The sequence below is a fragment of the Prosthecobacter sp. GW821-HT29F12 genome, assembly GCF_058803405.1.
Map to the genome: position 1 here is coordinate 5431693 of NZ_CM179517.1, position 22108 is coordinate 5453800.

Below are 22108 nucleotides of genomic sequence, written 5' to 3' on the forward strand. Positions count from 1 at the left end.
AAAAAAAACCGCTGCCCCGTGAAGGGCAGCGGTTGAGGAGACGGTGTGCTGCTCAGTCTCAGGCCTTCTTGGCTTCTTTCTTCTTCGCAGCGGCCTTCGGCCGTTCTGGCGGAGACAGCGGCTCCTCGGCAGGAGCAGGAGGCACGGGGATGAGCGGGAAGGGATTGGCCTGTGGCTCCATGGCGTACTCGCGGTCTTTGAGGATGCCAGGCTGTGGCACAGGATACTTGCCGTTTGCGTCAGCGATGAGCGGTGCAGGACCGTCAAGAGTGAGCTTGTCCACGCCTGGGGCGAACTCGAACGCGCTGTTGATGTAATCATCGTAGCGAACGACCTGGCCGGTGTGCGCTGCGGCACGGCCCATGGCGGTGGTCACGCTGGACTTGATGCCGCGCTCCACTTCGTTGTAAGGCTTGTCGGCAATGATGGCGTCGATGAGGTCCTGCCACTCGAGGTCATACGGATTCGGCTCCGGCTGCTTGCCGCGCCAGATGATGTTGGAGCGCTGCATCTTCTGGCTGTTGAAGGTCATCGCCTTGGAGGGGAAGTGGCCGGCGGTGGAGACGATGGCGCTGCCCTTGGTGCCATGCACCTGGGTGGCAAACTGGTTGTGCGTGCCGATGGCGGTGCGGCCTTCAAGGAAGAGCTTCGCACCGTCTTTGAAGGTGTACTCGCAGCTGTAGTGGTCGAAGTTCTGATCGATGTAGTCGCCACGGTCGCTGCGACCGCCGCTGGCCTGCACTTCCACCGGCCAGTCGTTCTTCATCCAGCAGGCTTCATCAATGTTGTGGATGTTGAAGTCGCTGAAGCCGCCGCCGCTGGCCCAGAGGAAGCTGTGGAAGCGCTGGATCTGCCACTGCAGTTCGCTCGGGTCCACTTTCGGATCACGCGGCAGGGTGAAGGCAGAACCCACAGGGCCCTGCATGCGGTAGGCGCGCATGAGGAGGAGATCGCCGATCTCACCGTCCTGGATGCGGTTGAAGAGTTCGCCACGGACGCGGCAGTGGCGGCACATGAGGCCCACGCCGACTTTGAGGTTCTTTTTCTTGGCCTCTTCATTCAGCGCCAGCAAACGGCGGGCAGTCGGGCCGTCGGTGCAGATCGGCTTTTCCATGAAGATGTTCACGCCCTTTTCGATGGCGTATTTAAAGTGCACCCAGCGGAAGGCCACCGGCGTGGTGAAGATGGCCACGTCACCTTTGCGCAGCGTGTCGATGGCGTGCTTGTAAGCGTCGAAGCCGATGAACTTGTTGTCCTCGGACACCGACATGCGGTCAGGGTGCTTGGTGCTCAGCGCTTCAAAGCTGCCCTTGAGACGCTTTTCAGAAACGTCTGCCATCGCCACGAGGCGGGTCACGCGCTTCTGGATGCCCATGGCATTGCTCGCAGCACCGGTGCCACGGCCACCACAACCGATCAAAGCGGTGCGGATTTCATCACTGCCAGCACCTTCAGCGTGCACATGCGGAAGCGTGATGCCGGAGAGCACGGACAGACCAGCGGCGGTCTTCGTGGTGGTTTTGAGAAATTCGCGCCGGGATGAAGCGGCAGGGTCGGTGATAATGGTATTCATGAGGAGCACTTTTGTACGTTGCCTCATGGGCGGAGTTTGCCAAAGAATCTTCGCTGATATTCTGCGGAGGCAAAAATCAGCTGATCATTCCGCCGCGGGCGGAGATTTCTGAAAACGCGCGCGTCAGGGCGTTGTTCAGTTCATGCAGCGTCGCTTGTTCGAGCTGCGGGTCGAGCGTGGCCGTCAAAGTCGGGGGCAGGATGATCGCCTGATGCACGGTTGAAACCGCCTTAACGGGCGCCTGAGGTGGTGGCACAGCCGGAGCCGGTGCTACTGCGGGAGGTGATGATACCGCTGAGGGAGTCGGTTCCGCAGAGGGCAGCGTCACGGGCTGCGGTGCCTCAAACAGAGTGGCCACCGAATGGGTGCACTTCGATTCCTCTGCATGTGTGGCGGCACAGAGCTGCCTCAAGCTGGCGAGCTGCGCATCGAGCCGATGGTTAAACCACTCCCGGGTGCGCTGAATGTCCTGCACCAGCGCGGCCAGCTCATTGGCGAAAAGGTCTCCTGAGCGAACAGGCAGGCCGGGCGGCAGAGTGGCGTTGGATGTTTGAAAGCTCATGCAAAGACAAACATATTAAAATTCCCATAAATAATCAAGTCCTCTTCACTCTCAAACCTATAGAATTTCAAAATATTGCCCTTTTTGCTCTCTAAATTTTTAAGTTTGGCAGCACTGTAAATGGATCTTTAGGGAAGCGCACATGGAATTCGCCTCTTCCTTTCAAAAGGCTCAAAAGCAGCGTTGTAGGACTCAGGGTTTCTTCTGCTTCCCTTTCCCTGCCCGCTTCTGAACCATCGGCCAGTCGGGATCAGGGGTGCGGGAGGACTCCATCAACGCGGCGGCTTTGGCCACGAGATCGGGCTTTTCCTTGGCGAGGTCATGCGCCTCTGCCGCATCGGCCTTGAGGTCATAGAGTTCGATGGAGCTCTCCGGACCGTTGCGCACGGCTTTCCAGTCACCAAAGCGCACCGCCTGTAGAGAGGCCCCTTCGTGCAGTTCCCAGTAAAAGTGATCGCGCTGCGGTGCCGGGCCGCCTTTGAGGAATGGGACCAGCGAGAGGCCGTCGGTCTTGCACTCGGCGGGAATCTTTGCGCCGGCGAGTTCGGCGGCGGTGGGCAGGAAATCCCAAAACGCCCAGGGTTCATCCGTCACGCGTCCGGCTGGCACCTGGCCGGGCCAGCGCGCCAGCGCGGCTTGTCGCAGCGCACCTTCGTAAAGGCCGCGCTTGTAGCCACGCAGGCCGTTGGAGGCTTGTTCAAAGAGCCTGCCCATTTCGGACTTGGGATCAAAGGACGAGCCGTTGTCACCCGCGGTCATGACGAGCGTGTTGTCATCAATGCCGCACTCTTTGAGCGTGTCGAGCAGGCGGCCTACATCGCTGTCCAGGCGTGTGACCATGGCGGCGTAGTTCTTCTGCATCTCAGTCCACGGTTTGTCCTTATAGAGACCCTGGCTGTCGATCTCGAAGTTTCCATGCGGCAGCGTGATCGAGTAGTAGAGGAAGAACGGGGCGGACTTGTGCTCTCGCACCCAGCGCACGACTTCATCAGAGATCAGCTGCTGCGCGTAGGTCTTGCCCACGCCTTTGCCGGTGTTGCCGGGCAAATCGAAGCGCTGGTCGTTGTTGTAGAGGTAGGTGGGGAAGTAGCTGTGCGCGTGGCGCTGGCAGTTGTAGCCGTAGAAGTGGTCAAAGCCGAGCTTCAGCGGGCTGCCCGTGGTGTCGAACATGCCCATGCCCCACTTCCCCAGGCAGGCGGTGGCATAGCCCGCATCATGCAAAATCTGCGCCACGGTGATCGTGCCCGCTGGCAGCGGCTTCTGACCTTCCGCGCCGATCTCGCGATTCGCACGGATCGGGCAGTGCCCGGTGTGCAGACCGGTCATCAGCGACGAGCGCGAAGGTGCGCACACACTCGTACCGCTGTAGGCCTGCAGGTAGCGCGTGCCCTCCTTCGCCATGCGGTCGAGGTTCGGCGTCTGAATCAGCTTCTGCCCGTAGCAGCCCAGATCTCCCTGCGCGAGGTCATCGCTGAGAATGAAAATGAGATTGGGCTGGCCTGCGGCGGCGGTGGAGAGTACGCAGGCGGCAAGGAGCAGAACGAAGGGTCGGATCATGACCCCCATGGGAACGCCGGCATTGCAGGAATGTTGCTGAAGCGCACGCGAGACGCCTGCGCTCCACACAGACAGCTTAACGCACCTGACACACTGTTTTTGCGACGGCCTGCGCGTAGGTGTTGGCAATGGTGTTCATGTTCACCGCCAGGCTGTAGAGGCCGCCGATGGCGAAGGCTTTGTTGATGATGAACTCACCCACCTTCACCCGCTTGGGCATCTGATAAACGGTCACCACACCATCCAGATGCATCTGCCCCATGCCGGGCATCGCGGTGCGCACGAAGCCGCTGCCTTTGGTGTAACGGGTGATGTTGACCTCCAGCTCATAGCGGCCCGGTGTTCCCGAGCCGGGCTGTGCCAGAGTCTGCACCGCCTGGGTGATCCGGTCTCCGAGCATCTGGCGCTCCTCTTCAGACATGCGGGCGTCCGTGGTGCTCACCTGCGTGGTGACGCCATCTCCCTGGCTGATGACCGCCGTGAGAGGACTGACGAAGACGGCACGCGGCGTGTGGGTGGCGCAGCTGGAAAGCACCAGGGCAACGGCGAGAACGGAGAGATGGCGGAGGGAGTTGTGGATTTTCATCGTAAGAAGGACGCGAGACGGCGGACATGTACGAAATTATTGTTCCAAGACGAGTACAAAAAATAACGGCCCGGAATCACTTCCGGGCCGCGTGGGGGTTTTGGGTTTTTGAAGCGCCGCGTGGGTTGGGTCACGCAGCGGTCAAAATTACATCATGCCGCCGTGGTCGTGGGCATGGCCGGCGTCAGCGGCTTCTTCCTTCGGAATGTCGGAGATCAGACATTCGGTGGTGAGGAGGAGGCCGGAGATGGAGGCGGCGTTCTGGAGAGCGCTGCGGGTCACCTTGGCTGGGTCAACGACACCTGCCTTGATGAGGTCTTCATACTTGCCGGTGGCGACGTTGTAGCCGTGGTTGCCTTTGCCTTTCTTGACTTCAGCAACGACGAGCGCGCCTTCGATGCCTGCGTTGGCAGCAAGCTGACGGAGAGGAGCTTCGATCGCACGTGCGACGATTTCAGCACCAGTCTTCTCGTCTCCGGAGAGGCCGAGGTCACCGATGGAAGCCTGAGCACGGATGAGGGCGACGCCGCCCCCAGGAACGATGCCTTCTTCGACGGCTGCGCGGGTGGCGTGCAGGGCGTCTTCAACGCGGGCTTTCTTTTCCTTCATCTCAGTTTCGGTGGCAGCACCGACGTTGATGACGGCCACACCGCCGGCGAGCTTGGCAAGACGCTCCTGGAGCTTCTCACGATCGTAGTCGCTGGTGGTTTCGGAGATCTGGTTCTTGATCTGGGAAACGCGGCCTGCAATGGCTTCGCTGCCGCCTTCGCCTTCGACGATGACGGTGTTTTCCTTGCCGATGGTGATGCGCTTGGCACGGCCAAGGTCAGCGAGCTCGATGTTCTCAAGCTTGATGCCAAGGTCTTCGGTGATGCAGCGGCCGCCGGTGAGGATGGCGATGTCTTCGAGCATGGCTTTGCGGCGGTCGCCGAAGCCAGGAGCCTTGACAGCCACGATGTTGAGGGTGCCGCGCAGCTTGTTCACCACGAGGGTGGCAAGGGCTTCACCTTCGACGTCTTCAGCGATGATGAGGAGGGGCTTGCCGGAGCGGGCGACCTTCTCAAGCAGAGGCAGCATGTCCTTCAGATTGCTGACCTTCTTCTCGTTGATGAGGATGTAGGCGTTCTCAAGGTTGCACTCCATCGTCTCCGGATTGGTGACGAAGTAAGGGGACAGGTAGCCCTTGTCGAACTGCATGCCTTCGACGACTTCGAGGGTCGTTTCGATGGACTTGGCTTCTTCGACGGTGATGGTGCCTTCCTTGCCCACTTTGTCCATGGCTTCGGCGATGATGTTGCCGATGCTGGAGTCCCAGTTGGCGGACACGGTTGCGACCTGGGCCACTTCCTTGCTGTCCTTGACGGGGGTGGAGATTTCCTTGAGCTTGGCCACGATGGCCTCAGTGGCCTTCATGATGCCGCGCTGAAGCGAGATCGGGTTGGCGCCGGCGGTCACGTTGCGGAGACCTTCTGCGTAGATGGCTTCAGCCAGGACCGTTGCGGTCGTGGTGCCGTCACCCGCGATGTCGGAGGTCTTGGAGGAGACTTCCTTGATGAGCTGGGCGCCCATGTTTTCATAAGCATCTGGAAGCTCGATTTCCTTGGCGACGGTGACGCCGTCCTTGGTGATCGTTGGGCTGCCGAATTTCTTTTCAAGGATGACGTTGCGACCTGCAGGGCCGAGAGTGGCCTTGACGGCGCGAGCCAGCTTGGTGACGCCGCGGAGGAGTGCCTGACGGGCGGCTTCGTCGAAGTAGAGTTGTTTAGCCATAACTGTTTAAGTAGTGTGAGTTGAGGTGGGTTTTGAGGGGGGATTAGCCGATGATGCCGAGGATGTCGGTTTCGTTGATGATGAGGACGTCATCGCCGTTGAGCTTCACTTCTGTGCCGCCGTACTTGGAGATGAGGACCTTGTCGCCCTTCTTCACGGTGAAGAGGGTGGCGACGTCTTTGCCTTCGTCGTCCTTGCCGGTGCCAAGGGCGAGCACTTCAGCTTCCTGTGGCTTTTCTTTGGCAGTGTCAGGGAGGAAGATGCCGCCAGCGGTCTTTTCTTCGCTGATGGAACGCTTGACGAGGACGCGGCGTCCGAGGGGTGTGATGGAGGTGGCCATAGTTGGTCTGGTTTGTGCTTTGAGGGTTTCTGGTTCTGGTTTGGTTCGGGTTGTCTGCCCGGCCTGCTGTCACACGGGTTGGTGTGCCGGCTGGCCGGGCGGAAATTCATTCGGGGTCGGTGGGCGGTGCCGCAGCGGTTGGCGCCGGAATTGTGTTGGGGACGATGGCGACGCCGTTCGGAGCGCGCTCCAGGCCGCCATAGCTGAGATCCGGGGCTGCCTCGCCGATTTCACTGACGAGAAAGTCCACGATGCGCTGCGGCTCTTCGGAGAGCACGGACTGCAGCATGCGTGAGGTGCGTGCCTGATCGTAGCCTTTCATGTCCAGGTCAAGCTTCGCGGCACCTTCGAGGCCTTTGATTTGTGCGGCGAGATCCACAGTGGAGTTCACGCGCTTCAGCAGCACGGGGTCGTTGCCGAGTTTTTTCATCGCCACGGCCAGCTTGTCCTTCACTTCCGGCGTGTTCAGCAGCTCGGTGGCGGTCTTGCCGGGGTATTGTGCGATGATGCTGTCCGCTTCGCTCTTCAAAGCGTTGTCTGCGGGGGAAACGGTCGCTGCAGGCGTCAGGGCACTGGAGATTTCTGACTCGATCTTCGAGTCAGAAACAGCCACAGGCTTCGGAGCCACGGGCGTTTCAGAAGTCTTGGCAGCCTCGGGCGATTTGCCGCAGGAGGCCAGTGCCAGTGCCGTCATGATGAGAAGGGTGTTCGTCTTCATGCGGCGCGGGGGGCGATGGCTGCGTTGGAGATTTCACGCAGGGCTGTTTTCACAGCCTGGTCGAGAGTTTGGAAGGACTCATAGGGAGAGCCCAGCATGCCGGTCATACCGTGCATGTTGGAGGTGTTTTCCAAGCGGCCCATGACGAACCACTGGTCACCGCCCTGGTTTTCGATCAGCGACTTCAGATACTCGATCTCCAGCTTCTTGTTCGTGATCTGGTCGTTCGTGTCGGCGCTTTGATTGGTGAACTGCACCAGCGGCTGGCGGCACAGCAGGATGCCGTAGGCGCGGTTCTGGGCCAGCGAGCAGGTCACCGAATACTTCGCCTGGGAATCCACCAGCGTGTGGGAGGGGTCCGTGCAGCTGATCATCAGCTCCGTCTCAGAGAGCCGGGCGGTGGCACCCATGGGATCGCGTGTGATGCGGAAGCCCTCGGCCTCGGTCAGCCCGGTGAAGCACTCCACGATCTTGTTGAGAAAGGTGCGGCGCATCTTCAGCAAGAGCTCATCATGCCTCGCGAGGAGGCCCTTGGCCTCTCCGTCGAGTGCTGATAGTTCTTTGAGCGCGACCAAACTCATCGTGAAAGAGGGGTGAGGTTGGAGTTCGTCTTCGTGCCGGAGGCACGAGAGATATTAGCCGGTGGTGAAACAAAAATGCCGCTTAGCGGCGAGCCGGACTGGCTCGTCGCTAAGACGGGAATCATTCTGGTTTCCAAGGACAACATCAAAGGGCGGTTCAGTTAAGGTGAAACCAACTTACTTGTCCTTGTCCACGACTTCGAAGTCAGCATCGACGACCTTGCCTTTGTCCTGCGCCTTCGTTTCCGAAGCAGCGGCTTCCGGGCCTGCGCCGCCCATGTCGGGCATGCCACCGGGGGCTCCGGCTGCGCCTGCGGCGGCAGCGGCTTGATAGGCGGCGGCGAAGAGTTTTTCGAGTTCTTCGGTCTGGGCCTTCATCTTGTCGGTGTCACCGGATTCGACGGCGGACTTCAGGGAAGCCAGCTTGTCCTTGATCGGGGTGAGCTGGTCGGCGGGGACTTTGCTTTCCCACTCCTTGAGCTGTTTCTCGATCTCGAAGCTGAGGCCTTCCGCCTTGTTCTTCACTTCGACGGCTTCCTTGCGCTTCATGTCTTCGTCGGCGTGCTCTTCAGCATCGCGCTTGGCTTTTTCGATCTCTTCCTGGCTGAGGCCGGAGCTGCCCTGGATGGAGATCTTCTGCTCTTTGCCGCTGACTTTTTCCTTGGCGCTGACGTGCAGGATGCCGTTGGCGTCGATGTCAAAGGTCACTTCGACCTGAGGCACGCCGCGTGGGGCTGGTGGGATGCCGTCGAGCTTGAAGGTGCCGAGCGTCTTGTTGTCGCGGGACATCGGGCGCTCGCCCTGAAGGACGACGATTTCCACGCCGGGCTGGTTGTCGCTGTAGGTGGAGAAGATCTGGCTGTGCTTCTTCGGAATGGTGGTGTTGCGCGGGATCATCGGAGTGGCCACGCCGCCTGCGGTCTCGATGGAGAGCGTCAACGGGGTCACGTCGAGGAGGAGCACGTCTTTGACGTCACCCTTGAGCACGCCGCCTTGGATGGCTGCGCCGATGGCGACGACTTCGTCCGGGTTCACGCCCTGATGCGGGTCTTTGCCGGCGAGTTTCTTCGCGGTCTCAACGACCTTCGGCATGCGGGTCATACCACCCACGAGCACGAGTTCGTCGATCTTGCTGGCGTCGAGCTTGGCGGCGGCAAGGCAGTCACGCACAGGCTTGATGGTGCGCTCGAACAGGTTGTCCGTGAGCTGCTCCATCTTGGCGCGGGTGAGGGTCTTCATGATGTGCTTCGGCCCGGAGGCGTCGGCGGTGATGAAGGGGAGATTCAGATCGTAGCTCTGGCTGGAGCTGAGGGCGATCTTGGCCTTCTCGGCTTCTTCCTTGATGCGCTGAAGCGCGTCGGGCTGGCCGCTGAGGTCGATGCCGCTGTCGGTTTTGAATTCGTTGACGATCCAGGTGATGAGGGTGTTGTCCCAGTCGTCACCACCGAGGTGGGTGTCGCCGTCCGTGGCGAGCACTTCGAAGACGCCGTCGCCGATTTCCAGCACGGAGATGTCGAAGGTACCACCGCCAAGGTCATACACGGCGACTTTTTCGTCCGACTTGCTGTCGAGGCCGTAGGCCAGGGCGGCTGCGGTCGGCTCATTGATGATGCGGCGCACGTTGAGGCCGGCGATTTCGCCTGCGGCCTTGGTGGCGTTGCGCTGGCTGTCGTTGAAGTAAGCGGGGACGGTGATGACGGCTTCCGTGATCGTTTCGCCGAGCTTGGCTTCCGCGTCGGCCTTCAGCTTCGCGAGGATCATCGCGCTGACTTCCTGGGGGCTGTAAACTTTCGTTTCGCCGCCGACTTCGACCTGCACGTGGGCGTCGCCATTGGCAGCGGCCACGATCTTGTAAGGCATGCGCTTGTCAGCTTCGGTGAGTTCTGCGAACTTGCGGCCCATGAGGCGCTTCACGGAGAAGACGGTGTTGCGGGGATTCGTCACGGCCTGGCGCTTGGCAGCCTGACCGACGACGCGTTCGCCGCTCTTGGTAAAGGCGACGATGGAAGGCGTCGTGCGTGCGCCTTCGCTGTTTTCGAGCACCGTTGCTTTGCCGCCTTCGAGGACGGCCATGCAGGAGTTGGTGGTGCCGAGGTCAATGCCGAGGATTTTGCTCATGATTTTGGGGTTGGGGGGAAAGTGATACTGAGGGTTTTGGTGCTTCTTACTTGGCTAGATGCGTGCCAAGTGGTGTTTGGGAAACACAATGAACTGATTGTGAATGATGTAAGTGGGAAATGGCACAATCATCCATGAGTCAATAATTGTGCCAAAGTGCCAAAATGTGGCACACTTGCGCTGGCACTTGGCACAATTGGGCGAGATCCCGTCGCTCAGGCTCTGTTTTCTGCTTGTCCCTGAAATCGGACCCCAGGCTTGATGCTTTCAGCGTGAGTCATTCTCGGAATGACGGCTTTGCAGCTTGTGAAAAGTTTCACAATCTGATTGCCGCCCCTGCGCAGGGGGCGTAATTCTCAAGGTCCCAAAATCCCTCTGACTCCCATGGTCGCTCCCGCTGATTCCACCGTTACTGCTTACGACTCGAAGGTCGAAGGCAATATCATCTTCACCAAGATGGACGCCGCCATCAACTGGATGCGCAAGAACTCCATGTGGCCGATGCCAATGGGTCTGGCCTGCTGCGCCATCGAAATGATGGCCGCTGCCTGCAGTCGCTATGACCTGAGCCGCTTCGGTGCGGAAGTGATGCGTTTCTCCCCCCGTCAGGCGGATGTGATGATCGTGGCCGGCACCGTGACTTACAAGATGGCCCTCGCCGTGAAGCGCGTGTGGGACCAGATGCCGGAGCCGAAGTGGTGCATCGCCATGGGCGCCTGCGCCTCCAGCGGCGGCATGTACCGCAGCTACGCGGTGCTTCAGGGCATCGACCAGCTCATTCCGGTGGACGTTTACATCTCCGGCTGCCCTCCACGCCCGGAAGCCTTGCTGGAAGGCATGATGCGTCTGCAGCGCAAGATCGAAACCGAGCACTCCTTCACCGAGCAGAAGAAGGAACTCCTCGCCGAACTCACCGCTTAATTTTTTTACGACCATGACTGCCGCCCAAATGGTTGAAGCCTTGAAGCAGAAATTCGGTGATGCCGTGCTGGAAACGAAGGAGTTTCGTGGCGAACACACGCTCGTCGTCAAACTCGTCAACACCAAGCCGCTGCTCGCGTACTGCCGCGATGAACTGAATTTCGACTACCTCGTGGATGTCTCCAGCCTTGATTACATGGGCAAGGAGCCGCGCTTTGAGATGGTGTATGAGCTCTATGGCTACGGCCATCTGCAGCACCTGCGTGTGCGCGCTGCTGTGGCGGAGGACGTGGAAGTCCCCACCGTCAGCGACATCTGGCCCACTGCCAACTGGCATGAGCGCGAGGTGTACGACATGATGGGCATCAAGTTCAGCGGCCATCCCGACATGCGCCGCATCCTCATGTGGGAAGGCTATCCGTTCTTCCCGCTGCGCAAAGACTTCCCGCTCGAAGGCAAGCCCAGCGACATGCCCGACGTCGGCTTCACCAAGACCGCTCCGATGGCGGACGGTCCTTTCGTCACCTGTGCAGGCACCGGTGATACGGTGACGCGTGAGCCGCGCTCCCGCAGGCCCACGGAGTAACGCGGAATCCTGCAAGCGGATGCTGTGCGGGCTGCGTTGTATCGAAAGAGCCCCACGGCGTCACTCGTTCCATTTCTTTCCCATGACACGCACTCATCTCACCACCGTACTCGGTCTGGCACTGGCCACGACCGCCTTCTCCGCTGATTCCTCCGACTGGGGCGCCTTCCGGGGTCCATCCGGCAATGGCATCGTCCCCGCTTTGGCCAACGCCAAATGGAGCCTCAAGCAGGTCTGGAAATCCCCCACCAATCTCGGCTTCAGCTCCTTTGCTGAGTCCGGTGGCAAGGTCTACACGCTCGTCACGGGCGAGAGCGACGGCAACAGCGGTGAAATGCTGGCCTGCCTCGATGAAAAGACCGGCAAGCAGCTGTGGAGCAAGCCTCTCAGCGTCGTCCCCAAATACGACGGCGGCGGTGACTCCGGCACGCCTGACAACAAAGGCGGCGACGGTTCCCGCTCCACTCCGGTGGTCAATGCCGGCAAAGTATACGCCATCGACTCCATGCTGGGTGTCTTCTGCTTCGACGCTGCCACGGGCAAGGAAATCTGGAAGCACGACGTGATGAAGGACAACGCCGGCGTGCAGATCAAATGGGAAAACGCCGCTTCTCCCGTGATCGATGGTGATGTGCTCCTCCTCGCCGGCGGTGGTGCAGGCCAGGCGCTCATCGGCCTGAACAAGAACACCGGCAAAGTCGTGTGGAAGGGTGAAGACGACAAGATGACCCACGCCACTCCCGTGCTCGCAGACATTCAGGGCGTGCACCAGGCCATCTTCTTCACGCAGACCGGTCTCGTCGCCGTGGATCCTCAAAAAGGCAGCGTGATCTGGCGCGCCCCCTTCCCTTACAAAGTGAGCACCGCCGCCTCCCCGGTGGTGTATCAGGACATCGTGTACTGCTCCGCCGGTTATGGCGTGGGTGCCGGTGCGTTCAAGATCAGCAAGAGCGGCGGCAAGCTGGAAGCGACCCAGATCTGGCGGCGTGAAAACCAGTGCTTCAACCACTGGAGCACTCCGGTCGTGAAAGACGGCTACCTCTACGGCATGTTCAGCTTCAAGGAATACGGCGCCGGCCCCCTGGCCTGCGTGGACATCCGCACGGGTGAAGACAAATGGGCGGAAAAAGGCTTCGGCCCCGGCCAGGTCATCCTCGCAGGAGACAAGATCATCGCCACCAGCGACAAGGGCGAAATCGTCGTCGTCGAAGCCAGCCCGGACAAGTACAAGGAAGTGGCCCGCAAGGACGTGCTCGATGGCAAGGTCTGGAGCTACCCGATCCTCGCCAATGGCAAAATCTTCGCCCGCAGCACGACCGAAGGCGTGTGCCTGGATGTGAACTGAGCCCACCGCATCTATCCACTACTCAGATTCGAAGCCCGGAGCTCAAAACTCCGGGCTTCTTTTTGTCCGGTGGCCGTGCAGCCTTGACGCATCGGCGGCTCTAACCGACTCTCAGGGCTCTCTTGACGGCATGAAGTGGCAGCAACGTGTGATCCAAGCCTGGCAAAAGGCGCGTGAACTCCCCTATTTGGGGCGGGGGTCGTTTGCCGTGGCCATCACCCTGCTGATCATCTCCATGCTGATGGGCTGGCACCGCACGCATCCGGATGACGCAGTGGATGCTGCATTGCAGCAGGCGCAGGTGGCGCAGATGGATGTGCCGCAGGGCATTCTGGTGCTCTCCAAAGTGCTGCCCTACCTCAATCTGTGGGTCCGGCTGGGCATCCCGGTGCTGTTGATCGTGATCTGGCGGCGCTGGGGCGATCTGCGCCGCCTGATGCTGCCGGTCAGCATCGCCTCCGTCTCCATGGCCGTGTGGGCCATCGCGAGTGATCTGGTCGATTACATCGCGCATTCCCACATGACGGAAATGGGCGAACCGCCGGAGCCGGTGGCCTTTGCCTTCAAGCTGATGTTCATCGCGCTGGTGTTTCTGTCGGTTCCCTTTGCCCTGCACTACTACCGGCGCATCGGCATTCTGGAGCGCTACACGCTGCGCACCTTCCTGCATCCGCTGGTGTTCTGCTTTGTGTCCTTCTTCACCCTGTGGATCATCATGGATCTGCTGGACAATCTGAAGGAATTTCAGGAATCCAAAATCGGCGTGGTACGGGTGATCACCTTTTATCTGGGGATGCTCCCTTCGGTGTACACGCAGATCCTGCCGGTGGCGCTGCTGCTGGCGGTGCTCTATTCCCTCACCCGCATGTCGAAGGCCAACGAGCTCATCTCCATGCTGGGCACCGGCCAGAGCCTGCTGCGGGTGCTGCGCCCGATCTTTGTCACCAGTGTTTACGCCTGCCTGCTCAACATGGCGGCCAGCTACTACTGGGCGCCGCGTGCCGAGGGCAATCGTGAGGCCGTTTTTAGCGGCATGAAGGTGCATGCGGCGGATTCCATCATGGCGTTCGGCATCATGTTTCATAATGAGCAGAGCCACCGCACCTGGTATGTGGCCACCTTCCCCTTTTCCCTGCGCAGCGGGCACGAGCGCATGCACGGGGTGCAAATCCGTGAGGAAGACAATCTGGGGCGGCCTGCGCGCACGATCATCGCGCCCACGGTGGGCTGGTCGCCACGCGCCGGCTGGCGCTTTTATGACGGCAAGGAGCTGATCTACCAAAACGGCAGCCTCGCAGCCATCAAGCCCTTTCCTGTAGGCTCGGACGGTCAAAGCGTCCTGGAAGTGCCGGAAATCGAGGAGACGCCCTGGAGCCTCGTGAGCTATGCGCTGCGGCCTGATTTCATGAGCGTGCCGGAGCTTGTCTCCTACCTGAGCGCGCATTCGAAAGCGGCGGATGACAAGCTCGCGCCCTTTCGCACGCACTTCTGGCAGCGTTTCGCCATGCCCTGGCAGGCCATGGCCTTGGTGCTCGTGGCCGCGCCGCTGGGTGTGGCCTACTCACGCCGGGGCTCGGTGGGTGGCATCGCGGGCAGCGTGTTCATCTTCTTCATCTACATGTTCATGAACAATCTCTGCCTCAATCTGGGCAAAGGCGGGCACCTGCCGCCCTGGCTCACCGTGTGGATTCCACACCTGATGTTTGGCACCCTTGGCCTCGTCCTGTTCCATTACCGCTCGCAGAACCGCGACCTGCCAACTTTTAAACTGCGTCTCTCCAAGCTCAAGCCCCAGATCGCCCGCCCGCGCAATCGCAGTGGTGGTACGGCGTTGCCCAACGCCCCTGCCGCTTGATATTTTGAACCAGAAACTTAAAAATCGCTGATGCAGCAAAATTGGTCCATTCGCAGCCGCGCACACACCTGCGCCGTCACCGGCCGTCAGTTTGAGGACGGCGAGAGCTTCCACACGACCATCTACTTCGATCCGGAGGAAAACGGCTACGTGAGGCGTGACGTCTGCGCCGAGGCGTGGGCACAGGAGCTGGAGCAGCGCAAGCCCGTGGCCGCCTGGAAGACGATCTATTCCAGAGTCCTCGCCGAGGCGAAGCCCGAGATCACCCCCAAGGAAGGCGCGCAGGCCCTGCTGCAGCGCTTCATCGAAGAAGGAGATCCCCGCACCGAAAACGCGCGCTACATCCTCGCCCTCATGCTGGAGCGGAAACGCCAGCTCCACCAGACCGCCGAGAAGGAAGTGGATGGTGCCAAGATGCTCTTCTACGAAAACAAAAAGACCGGTGAAATCTTCATCGTGCGCGATCCCGAACTGCGCCTCGACGAAATGGCCGACATGCAGGACGAAGTGGCCACCCTCCTGGCCTTCGGTGGCCCTGCCGCCGACGCAGCGAAAGCCGTGGGCGTGACGCTCACCGTGGATGGTGTGGTTCCCAAGCCGGATGCCGAGGCACCCCAAGAGTCCGATGGAACTGCTGCATCCGCAGAAGGTGCTGATACCGAACCCAAGGCCGAGACAGCGCCCGAAGCCGAACCAGCTGACGCAGAAACCGAGGCGGAAGCCGAGTCCGAGTCCGAGTCCGAGTCCGAGTCCGAGGCTGAGGCTGAGGCTGAGGCTGAGGCTGAGGCTGACGTCGTGGTGGAATCGGAGATTGAGATTGAAATCGAGATGGAGTCCGAGCCTGAGCCGGATGGAGAATCCGAGGCAGATTCAGAGTCCGCTGCTGAGCCCGAAGGCGAAGCGGAGGAGGAATGAGCGGGGCCTACAGCCCCAGCTCCTCGCGCACCTGGGAGTCGTTGATCAGCTTGTCATAGGCGGCCTTGACGGTGCCCGCCGCCTTGTTGGCCTTGCTGACCAGATCTGTGTAGCGTGCTCCAGAGCGCACCGGATTGAGCAGTGCGCCGCGTATCACCTCTCCGTAGGCCACCAGGCCGTCCACATACGGCCACACGCGCGCATCCAGGAGCGGCCGCACCTGCCGCAGCTTGTAGAGGCTGTTGCCCAGTTCGTCCCCTTTGAGGCTGGAGACATTGGCATCCACGTCGTGATCAATGGCAGACACGACGGACTGCGCGCTGTTCTGCGCCGCCTCGATGGAGCCACCGATGGAAAGTGTGCGGGGTCCGCGGCCTTGGAGGTAGAGCAGCAGGTACTTGGCGGAGTAGCAGTTCGGCGCGGCGGTCAAGAGGGCCTGCAGGCGCTGTGCCGCATGCGGAGTGCGCAGCAGCGGCACGATCTGGCGCGGGTCACGCATCATCACCGTGCGCATGTTGTCAAAGTCGGTGAGCGCATTCCGCAGCGCCGGCGGCTTTTCGGAGTCGGCCAGCAGCAGGGCGTCGTCAAAAGTCCTGATGCCAAAGACGGTGATGCCCACCAGCGGGCCGGGACCCTGCTGCACCAGGATGTCCGACACCGCGACCTCGTTTTTCACCGGCACTCCCACGATCTTGCAGGAGCCCTTGGTGGCTCCGCGGATCTTGGCCTGCACACCGCCGATTGGCTGCACGCTGCCATCCGCATTCATGTCTCCCGTGACCGCAAAGGCGGGGTCCATTTTCTTGCCGGTGAGCGCGGCCTCCAGCAGCAGGGCGCAGGCCACGGCGGCGGAGGGGCCGTCCTTGCCGATGTACTTGTCTTCAAAGCCGATCTCCAGCGAGTGGCCCACCGGCCAGCCGCCGTGGCGCAGCTGGGAAAACTTGCGCACCTCATTGAGCGCCTTGCTCATGCTGTCTCCGACATCCTGATTGAACTTGAGCATGGAAGGCGACTCCCCCAGCGAGGGCAGCGCGGTGAGGTTCATGCGCGTGACCAACCCGGCCTCGCCGCCGGAGGAGAGCTGGGAGATCAGCAGGCCGTTCACCTGGTTCAGGCGGGATTTGAAGGTGGAAACCTCTTTCTCAACCAAGGGTTGAGAAGGCGTTGGAGCAGGAGCAGGAGCAGGAGCAGGAGCAGGAGCAGGAGCAGGAGCAGGAGCAGGAGCAGGAGCAGGAGCAGGAGCAGGAGCAGGAGCTACGGCTGCAGGCAAAGGGCTGACAGCCGGAACAGGCACTTCGACTTTGACGGCAATGGGCGCTTCTTCAGCAGGGGTCGTACCCGTTTTCCACACCTGCCAAGACTCGGGTATAAGGCCCTCTTTCCAAGCAAGCATCCATAAAAAAACTAGAGCCAAAAGAACAAATCCCGATTTCATTCAGAACAGGCATTAAGCACTTCAGAGAAGATCGTCAATCTCAAACAAATGACCGCTTTTTCGATGCCGCCGCCAGCATGGTTTCCGCAGATTTTTGGCGTATCCCATTCTACATCGCTCCATGTCCTTCCAGCAAGACCGCGAAGAACTTCTCCATGCGATGGCTTCAAACGCAGCGTGGGCTTTTTTCAACCACACGGCATAGGCCGCCGCGCTGAAGCGGAGCCGGCCTACAGCCCCAGCTCCTCGCGCACCTGGGAGTCGTTGATCAGCTTGTCGTAGGCGGCCTTGACGGTGCCCGCCGCTTTCTTGGCCTTGCTGACCAGATCTGTGTAGCGTGCTCCAGAGCGCACCGGATTGAGCAGTGCGCCACGGATCACCTCTCCGTAGGCCACCAGGCCGTCCACATACGGCCACACGCGCGCATCCAGGAGCGGCCGCACCTGCCGCAGCTTGTAGAGGCTGTTGCCCAGTTCGTCCCCCTTGAGGCTGGAGACATTGGCATCCACGTCGTGATCAATGGCAGACACGACGGACTGCGCGCTGTTCTGCGCCGCCTCGATGGAGCCACCGATGGAAAGTGTGCGGGGTCCGCGGCCCTGGAGGTAGAGCAGCAGGTACTTGGCGGAGTAGCAGTTCGGCGCGGCGGCCAGCAGGGCCTGCAGGCGCTGTGCCGCATGCGGAGTGCGCAGCAGCGGCACGATCTGGCGCGGATCCTTCATCATCACCGTGCGCATGTTGTCAAAGTCCGTGAGGGCACTTTGCAGCGCCGGCGGCCGTTCGGTGCCGGCCAGCAGCAGGGCATCGTCGAAGCTCGTGATGCCAAAGACGGTGATGCCCACCAGCGGCGCCGGACCTTCCAGCACCAGAAGATCCATCACGGACTTTTCGTTCTTCACCGGCACACCCATGAGCTTGCAGGAGCCCTTGGTCGCGCCGCGAATCTTGGCCTGCACTCCGCCGATGGGCTGCACGCTGCCGTCTGCGTTCATGTCGCCGGTCACCGCAAAGGCGGGGTCCCATTTCTTGCCGGTGATCGCGGCTTCCAGCAGCAGGGCGCAGGCCACTGCGGCGGAGGGGCCGTCCTTGCCGATGTACTTGTCTTCAAAGCCGATCTCCAGCGAGTGGCCCACCGGCCAGCCGCCGTGGCGCAGCTGGGAGAATTTGCTGACCTCATTGAGCGCCTTGCCCATGCTTTCTCCCACGTCTTGATTGAACTTGAGCGTGGAAGGCGACTCCCCCAGCGAGGGCAGCGCGGTGAGGTTCATGCGCGTGACCAACCCGGCCTCGCCGCCGGAGGAGAGCTGGGAGATCAGCAGGCCGTTCACCTGATTGATGCGTGACTTGAAGGACACTCCGGCGGCGGAAGGGGTGCCGGTGATCACTGCGTTATTGCCAGCCGGTGCCACACCTTGGGGGGCTGCCGGAGCATTGTTGTTGGCGTTCGCGACGGCGCTGCTCATGTCGATGAGCTTCCAGACCTGCTGCAGCTGCTGGGGCGTGGCGCCTGCGTCTGGTAAAGACGCGACCTTGAGGTGGCTGCCATCCCATTCGTGAGCCTGGCTGGAGCCGGCCGGGAATGACGCGGCGATCTTTTCAAAACTCACCTTGCCGTTGGCGGTCTTGTCCGGCAGATCCGGATTGCCCTTCTCCCATGCCAGCTTCAGCACCACGGGCGCCACCACAAAGTTCGCGGCGGTTCTTGAAAGCACATCCAGACATTCACATTGGGTGAAGCGGCATTGGCTGGTGGTAAGCAAGACATCCGTTCCGGTAAATTTGGTACTGTCAAACAGACACTCTACGTAGCGCGTGGAGCGCTGGCTCCCATCGGTAGGATAAGATTCCAGCTCGCAGGACACAAAGGTGCAGCGTTTGGCGGCCATTCCGCATAAAAAAGGCGAGGCCAGCGTGCTGCCAGCCACCACGCACTCTGTCATGTTCAGCTTCGGCGGACCGATCTCTCCGTAAAGATCCTCGGTGGTGAATGCCACACCGTTGCTGCGGCGGAAGACTCCCTTGTCACTGGTCACGTAGCAGTCCTCCAGCGCGCAGCCCGTCAGATTGAAGCTGCCGCGTGAGGTCATTTTGAACGCCACTCTGCGCAAGATGCAGTTGTTCAGATTCACGACCCCGCCGTTGGTGGTGTTCAGCGTCACGTCCTCCAGCACGGTTCCCGCCGGGAAGGTCACCTCCATCTGGGTTGCGCGGGGAGTCGCTAAATAAGGATCGACCTTCACCAGGATGCCGTTTCCGACATAATGGCCTGCGGGCAGCGAGCGCTCCTCCTGCAGGCAGAGGCCCGACTTGGATGCCCGTGCATACCAACCGGGCTCCGCCGCATAAATACCGCCTAGGACGAAGGACAGGGCCGGTAGCAGAAAATAAAGGAACCGTTTTTTCTTCATAAAGGCCCAGCTAAGGAAATATCTTGGAAATCGTCAACCTGCATTAGGCGGATCACGCAGAAAAATCTGTTCCTGCGATCAGTCGCCCCTTGTCATCCACGGTCCTCAATTCTAAATCGCCCCATGTCCCTCCAGCAAGACCGCGAAGAACTCCTGCAAATTCTCAAAGCCAAGTCCATCAAGACCGGCAAATTCACCCTCGCCTCCGGCAAGGAGAGCGATCTCTATGTGGACTGCCGCGTGACCACCCTCGACTCCCGTGGCGCGGTGCTCGTGGGCCGCGTGCTGCATGCGCTGCTGCGTGAGGAGGAAGCCAAGCGCGGCCTCAGCATCGGCTCCCTCGGCGGCCTGACCATGGGTGCGGACCCCATCACGCTGGCAGTGGCCATGAGCTCCAGCCTCGCCGGCGATACACCGCCCGTGCAGGCCTTCGTGGTGCGCAAAGAACCCAAAGGCCATGGCCGTGGCAAACGCATCGAAGGGAACTTCATCACCAGCCAGCCCGTCGTCGTCGTCGATGACGTCATCACCACCGGCGGATCCACCCTGAAGGCCATCGAAGCCATCGAGGAAGAAGGCGGCAAAGTCGCCTTCGCCTTGATCCTCGTGGATCGCTCCGAAGGCGGCCGCGAGGCCATCGAGGCCAAAGGCTACCCGGTGGCGGCTGCGTTCACGCGTGCGGATCTGGTGTAGTACGACAGGCACTCTTGCCTGTCGATCAGCGCTTTCAATGCACCCTAAGTTTACGAGTTATGGACTGTGCACATCGATGTGTGCAGTCCTGCTTCTCTTCACCACCTCCTGCGTGCACAAGCGGGCCGTGGTCCTGGATCATGACGCCAGCTCCGGGCAGGATACCATCACCTACCGCGGGAAGCCGATGAGGCCGGAGGAGTTGTTTGAGCTCGGAGAAAAAGCCGGCGACAATCAGATCGACCTCATCATGAAACAAGACGGCACAACGCAGAAGGTGGATTTAAAAAAATGGCACACGGGCATGAGGATGCTCCCGGAGGTGATGCAGTCGATGCCAGGAGACGTGATGGAATGACGGCTTTTCAGCCTTGCGCGCTCAGCGCCTTTTCGCCTAGCTTCGCTGTACGCGTTTTTGCGCATCAACACCCAACCTTCACTGAATCCATGGCAGCCTACATCATCGGACGCGTACAGGTCACCGACTGGCCCCGCTACGCGGAGTACATGAAGCAGACTCCCGGCATCATCGCGCAATACGGTGGCCGCTTCATTGCGCGGGGTGGTGAGTCCATGACGCTCGAAGGACCGGAAGTGACCGAGCGCGTGGTCATCCTCGAATTCCCCACCTTCGATGCGGCCAAGCAGTTCTTCCATTCGGAGGAGTATCAACGCGCCAGGACTCTGCGCGAAGGCGCTGCGGTGGCGCAGTTTTATGCGATGGATGGCGTGCCCATGACCTAGCTGTTTCTGACTCATGCACTACACCGAGTTCAAAGCCGCCATCCAGCAGCACCTGAAACGGAAGCGCCATGGAACGACGTGGGTGGAGCTGCGGGAGGCGCTCGCGCTGCCCTATGAGCGGCCTTGTCCGGAGTGGACGCGCAGGCTGGAAGAGGAGATCGGGCTGGTGCGGCGCAAGGGCTCGGGACGTGCGCTGGTGTGGGAAGTGCCACTGCCAACGAAGGCAAAGCCCCGCGTTTGATCGGCGCCGCCCCGCAGCGGCGTGATCCTCATCCTGCAGGAAAACACACCGGCCCCGCCGCGTGAGCTGGCAGTACCTACCATGATTAAACGCTTTCTACGATGAAATGCATTTTTTCACAGCAATCTTCGTTGACATTTGAAAAACGGGCCCAAGTCTGTTTCCATTCCTGATGAAGGGCCGGTGTGAAGAACGCGGCCTGCAGCAGAGATGACAGCGAAGCGGCAGTGAAGAACTCCGGCATCGCAACCCGCGCAAGACGCTGAAGCCGCCGACGGCTTCCGGCCCACCACGCACCAAGACCACCACCGCACGCGGTCTCCGCGCCTCTCCGGCATTTCCATGCCACGGCGCGCCCGCATGCTACCACGACATACTACAAACTACCAAACGTTAGAAAACAAACATCATCATCATCATGAACTCCATCAACACCCCTCCTCCTCTTCCACAGACGTCTTCCGCCACCGCCGCCCCCGGGGAGCTGCTCACGCAGGATCAGCTTGCGCGCAGGCTGGGCATCTCCCGCCGCACCCTGCACACCTGGATCCGCCACAAGACGGTGCCCATGATCAAGGTGCGCGGCTTCTGCCGCTTTGAGTTTCACAAGGTCCTCGCCGCGCTGCAGCAGCACGAGCAGACGGTGGAGACCAAGCGCTCCCAGGGCATCGAGAAACCTGCCAGGCTCTATGATGGCTGTTCGATTTATGGAGCCCTGCAGAGCCTTCGGAACACCGCCCCGACCACACCCATCCGCTGAACCTTTCACCCCTTTCCATTGAAACCTTATCACTATGAACACAGCTTCCAACAACAAGCCACGCCCGCCACTCAGCCAGTTTATCATCACTGGCGAAGAGCTCTTGCGCATGTCTCCTGAAGAAATCAGGCGCATCAGTGGCAGCCACCGCCGCCCCGTCTGGCGGCATCACTATGACCCTTATGCAGGCCCGCCCGTGGCGCAGACGGTGGCGGAGGCGCTGGCGCGTGCGGCCAAAGCCCCGCCCGGCTTCATCCCGGAGGTGGAGATGCTCACGCCGGAGGAGGTGGACCAGCGGATGGAGGAGATCCGCAACAGCCCGCCTCGCCCCTCCTCCCGCAGCCAGGCCCGCCGCCTCAAAGCCGCACGCCAAAAACGCTGAACCTTTCCACACCTGTTT

At 60.8% G+C, this 22108-nt stretch carries 22 protein-coding genes; 11 read left to right on the forward strand and 11 right to left on the reverse strand.

Features of this window, described 5'->3' with window-relative positions:
- Nucleotides 1-58: 58 nt before the first annotated feature.
- From AC3RLQ_RS22475 to dnaK, 9 genes are all read right to left on the reverse strand, one after another.
- The gene (locus AC3RLQ_RS22475; protein WP_493030908.1) at nucleotides 59-1573 is read right to left on the reverse strand and encodes a Gfo/Idh/MocA family protein; all 1515 of its coding nucleotides are present in this window, start codon (nucleotides 1571-1573) and stop codon (nucleotides 59-61) included.
- Nucleotides 1574-1649: 76 nt separating this feature from the next.
- Nucleotides 1650-2135, reverse strand: coding sequence for a hypothetical protein (locus tag AC3RLQ_RS22480; RefSeq protein WP_493030909.1), 486 nt, complete (start codon nucleotides 2133-2135; stop codon nucleotides 1650-1652).
- A 192-nt stretch (nucleotides 2136-2327) separates the two neighbouring features.
- Nucleotides 2328-3692 (reverse strand): arylsulfatase, encoded by a 1365-nt coding sequence (locus AC3RLQ_RS22485; protein ID WP_493030910.1) that lies wholly within the window; start codon nucleotides 3690-3692, stop codon nucleotides 2328-2330.
- 76 nt (nucleotides 3693-3768) lie between these two features.
- Entirely contained in the window at nucleotides 3769-4278 is a 510-nt protein-coding gene (locus AC3RLQ_RS22490) for a hypothetical protein (protein ID WP_493030911.1), read from the reverse strand.
- 147 nt (nucleotides 4279-4425) lie between these two features.
- The gene (groL, locus tag AC3RLQ_RS22495; RefSeq protein WP_493030912.1) at nucleotides 4426-6048 is read right to left on the reverse strand and encodes a chaperonin GroEL; all 1623 of its coding nucleotides are present in this window, start codon (nucleotides 6046-6048) and stop codon (nucleotides 4426-4428) included.
- Nucleotides 6049-6091: 43 nt separating this feature from the next.
- On the reverse strand, nucleotides 6092-6388 hold the full coding sequence (locus AC3RLQ_RS22500) for a co-chaperone GroES (protein WP_422315855.1): 297 nt from the start codon (nucleotides 6386-6388) through the stop codon (nucleotides 6092-6094).
- Between the two features lie 106 nt (nucleotides 6389-6494).
- Nucleotides 6495-7106: a hypothetical protein gene (locus AC3RLQ_RS22505; protein ID WP_493030913.1), complete on the reverse strand. Its 612-nt coding sequence runs from the start codon at nucleotides 7104-7106 to the stop codon at nucleotides 6495-6497.
- Nucleotides 7103-7687: a hypothetical protein gene (locus tag AC3RLQ_RS22510; RefSeq protein WP_493030914.1), complete on the reverse strand. Its 585-nt coding sequence runs from the start codon at nucleotides 7685-7687 to the stop codon at nucleotides 7103-7105. Before AC3RLQ_RS22510 ends, AC3RLQ_RS22505 begins: the two co-directional genes overlap by 4 nt.
- Nucleotides 7688-7864: 177 nt before the next feature.
- Nucleotides 7865-9805 carry a molecular chaperone DnaK gene (gene dnaK / locus AC3RLQ_RS22515; protein ID WP_493030915.1) on the reverse strand — a complete coding sequence of 647 codons (1941 nt, stop codon included), beginning with the start codon at nucleotides 9803-9805 and terminating at the stop codon, nucleotides 7865-7867.
- Nucleotides 9806-10189: 384 nt separating this feature from the next.
- On the opposite strand from dnaK, the gene nuoB reads away from it, so the two are divergent.
- From nuoB to AC3RLQ_RS22540, 5 genes are all read left to right on the forward strand, one after another.
- Nucleotides 10190-10726 carry an NADH-quinone oxidoreductase subunit NuoB gene (nuoB, locus tag AC3RLQ_RS22520; RefSeq protein ID WP_422315863.1) on the forward strand — a complete coding sequence of 179 codons (537 nt, stop codon included), beginning with the start codon at nucleotides 10190-10192 and terminating at the stop codon, nucleotides 10724-10726.
- Between the two features lie 13 nt (nucleotides 10727-10739).
- On the forward strand, nucleotides 10740-11312 hold the full coding sequence (locus tag AC3RLQ_RS22525) for an NADH-quinone oxidoreductase subunit C (protein WP_493030916.1): 573 nt from the start codon (nucleotides 10740-10742) through the stop codon (nucleotides 11310-11312).
- Between the two features lie 82 nt (nucleotides 11313-11394).
- The gene (locus AC3RLQ_RS22530; RefSeq protein ID WP_493030917.1) at nucleotides 11395-12657 is read left to right on the forward strand and encodes a PQQ-like beta-propeller repeat protein; all 1263 of its coding nucleotides are present in this window, start codon (nucleotides 11395-11397) and stop codon (nucleotides 12655-12657) included.
- A gap of 130 nt (nucleotides 12658-12787) precedes the next feature.
- Nucleotides 12788-14512 (forward strand): LptF/LptG family permease, encoded by a 1725-nt coding sequence (locus tag AC3RLQ_RS22535; protein ID WP_493030918.1) that lies wholly within the window; start codon nucleotides 12788-12790, stop codon nucleotides 14510-14512.
- A 30-nt stretch (nucleotides 14513-14542) separates the two neighbouring features.
- Entirely contained in the window at nucleotides 14543-15427 is an 885-nt protein-coding gene (locus AC3RLQ_RS22540; RefSeq protein ID WP_493030919.1) for a hypothetical protein, read from the forward strand.
- 7 nt (nucleotides 15428-15434) lie between these two features.
- On the opposite strand, the gene AC3RLQ_RS22545 is transcribed toward AC3RLQ_RS22540, so the two are convergent.
- Together AC3RLQ_RS22545 and AC3RLQ_RS22550 are read right to left on the reverse strand one after the other, a co-directional pair.
- Complete coding sequence (locus tag AC3RLQ_RS22545) at nucleotides 15435-16577, reverse strand: S16 family serine protease (protein WP_493030920.1); 1143 nt, start codon at nucleotides 16575-16577, stop codon at nucleotides 15435-15437.
- A 515-nt stretch (nucleotides 16578-17092) separates the two neighbouring features.
- The gene (locus AC3RLQ_RS22550; RefSeq protein WP_493030921.1) at nucleotides 17093-19270 is read right to left on the reverse strand and encodes a S16 family serine protease; all 2178 of its coding nucleotides are present in this window, start codon (nucleotides 19268-19270) and stop codon (nucleotides 17093-17095) included.
- A gap of 123 nt (nucleotides 19271-19393) precedes the next feature.
- On the opposite strand from AC3RLQ_RS22550, the gene pyrE reads away from it, so the two are divergent.
- From pyrE to AC3RLQ_RS22580, 6 genes are all read left to right on the forward strand, one after another.
- Entirely contained in the window at nucleotides 19394-19963 is a 570-nt protein-coding gene (gene pyrE, locus AC3RLQ_RS22555; protein ID WP_493030922.1) for an orotate phosphoribosyltransferase, read from the forward strand.
- A gap of 76 nt (nucleotides 19964-20039) precedes the next feature.
- Nucleotides 20040-20321 carry a hypothetical protein gene (locus tag AC3RLQ_RS22560; protein ID WP_493030923.1) on the forward strand — a complete coding sequence of 94 codons (282 nt, stop codon included), beginning with the start codon at nucleotides 20040-20042 and terminating at the stop codon, nucleotides 20319-20321.
- 89 nt (nucleotides 20322-20410) lie between these two features.
- Nucleotides 20411-20707: a DUF1330 domain-containing protein gene (locus AC3RLQ_RS22565; protein ID WP_493030924.1), complete on the forward strand. Its 297-nt coding sequence runs from the start codon at nucleotides 20411-20413 to the stop codon at nucleotides 20705-20707.
- Between the two features lie 13 nt (nucleotides 20708-20720).
- The gene (locus AC3RLQ_RS22570; RefSeq protein WP_493030925.1) at nucleotides 20721-20948 is read left to right on the forward strand and encodes a hypothetical protein; all 228 of its coding nucleotides are present in this window, start codon (nucleotides 20721-20723) and stop codon (nucleotides 20946-20948) included.
- A gap of 418 nt (nucleotides 20949-21366) precedes the next feature.
- Entirely contained in the window at nucleotides 21367-21708 is a 342-nt protein-coding gene (locus tag AC3RLQ_RS22575) for a helix-turn-helix domain-containing protein (protein WP_493030926.1), read from the forward strand.
- Nucleotides 21709-21742: 34 nt separating this feature from the next.
- Entirely contained in the window at nucleotides 21743-22090 is a 348-nt protein-coding gene (locus AC3RLQ_RS22580) for a hypothetical protein (RefSeq protein ID WP_493030927.1), read from the forward strand.
- Nucleotides 22091-22108: the final 18 nt, after the last annotated feature.

What these genes read in the sequence shown, in the direction of transcription:
- AC3RLQ_RS22475 (WP_493030908.1), bottom strand. Translation starts at nt 1,573, where the DNA reads ATGAATACCATTATCACCGACCCTGCCGCTTCATCCCGGCGCGAATTT.
- AC3RLQ_RS22480 (WP_493030909.1), bottom strand. Translation starts at nt 2,135, where the DNA reads ATGAGCTTTCAAACATCCAACGCCACTCTGCCGCCCGGCCTGCCTGTT.
- AC3RLQ_RS22485 (WP_493030910.1), bottom strand. Translation starts at nt 3,692, where the DNA reads ATGATCCGACCCTTCGTTCTGCTCCTTGCCGCCTGCGTACTCTCCACC.
- AC3RLQ_RS22490 (WP_493030911.1), bottom strand. Translation starts at nt 4,278, where the DNA reads ATGAAAATCCACAACTCCCTCCGCCATCTCTCCGTTCTCGCCGTTGCC.
- groL (WP_493030912.1), bottom strand. Translation starts at nt 6,048, where the DNA reads ATGGCTAAACAACTCTACTTCGACGAAGCCGCCCGTCAGGCACTCCTC.
- AC3RLQ_RS22500 (WP_422315855.1), bottom strand. Translation starts at nt 6,388, where the DNA reads ATGGCCACCTCCATCACACCCCTCGGACGCCGCGTCCTCGTCAAGCGT.
- AC3RLQ_RS22505 (WP_493030913.1), bottom strand. Translation starts at nt 7,106, where the DNA reads ATGAAGACGAACACCCTTCTCATCATGACGGCACTGGCACTGGCCTCC.
- AC3RLQ_RS22510 (WP_493030914.1), bottom strand. Translation starts at nt 7,687, where the DNA reads ATGAGTTTGGTCGCGCTCAAAGAACTATCAGCACTCGACGGAGAGGCC.
- dnaK (WP_493030915.1), bottom strand. Translation starts at nt 9,805, where the DNA reads ATGAGCAAAATCCTCGGCATTGACCTCGGCACCACCAACTCCTGCATG.
- nuoB (WP_422315863.1), top strand. Translation starts at nt 10,190, where the DNA reads ATGGTCGCTCCCGCTGATTCCACCGTTACTGCTTACGACTCGAAGGTC.
- AC3RLQ_RS22525 (WP_493030916.1), top strand. Translation starts at nt 10,740, where the DNA reads ATGACTGCCGCCCAAATGGTTGAAGCCTTGAAGCAGAAATTCGGTGAT.
- AC3RLQ_RS22530 (WP_493030917.1), top strand. Translation starts at nt 11,395, where the DNA reads ATGACACGCACTCATCTCACCACCGTACTCGGTCTGGCACTGGCCACG.
- AC3RLQ_RS22535 (WP_493030918.1), top strand. Translation starts at nt 12,788, where the DNA reads ATGAAGTGGCAGCAACGTGTGATCCAAGCCTGGCAAAAGGCGCGTGAA.
- AC3RLQ_RS22540 (WP_493030919.1), top strand. Translation starts at nt 14,543, where the DNA reads ATGCAGCAAAATTGGTCCATTCGCAGCCGCGCACACACCTGCGCCGTC.
- AC3RLQ_RS22550 (WP_493030921.1), bottom strand. Translation starts at nt 19,270, where the DNA reads ATGAAGAAAAAACGGTTCCTTTATTTTCTGCTACCGGCCCTGTCCTTC.
- pyrE (WP_493030922.1), top strand. Translation starts at nt 19,394, where the DNA reads ATGTCCCTCCAGCAAGACCGCGAAGAACTCCTGCAAATTCTCAAAGCC.
- AC3RLQ_RS22560 (WP_493030923.1), top strand. Translation starts at nt 20,040, where the DNA reads ATGTGTGCAGTCCTGCTTCTCTTCACCACCTCCTGCGTGCACAAGCGG.
- AC3RLQ_RS22565 (WP_493030924.1), top strand. Translation starts at nt 20,411, where the DNA reads ATGGCAGCCTACATCATCGGACGCGTACAGGTCACCGACTGGCCCCGC.
- AC3RLQ_RS22570 (WP_493030925.1), top strand. Translation starts at nt 20,721, where the DNA reads ATGCACTACACCGAGTTCAAAGCCGCCATCCAGCAGCACCTGAAACGG.
- AC3RLQ_RS22575 (WP_493030926.1), top strand. Translation starts at nt 21,367, where the DNA reads ATGAACTCCATCAACACCCCTCCTCCTCTTCCACAGACGTCTTCCGCC.
- AC3RLQ_RS22580 (WP_493030927.1), top strand. Translation starts at nt 21,743, where the DNA reads ATGAACACAGCTTCCAACAACAAGCCACGCCCGCCACTCAGCCAGTTT.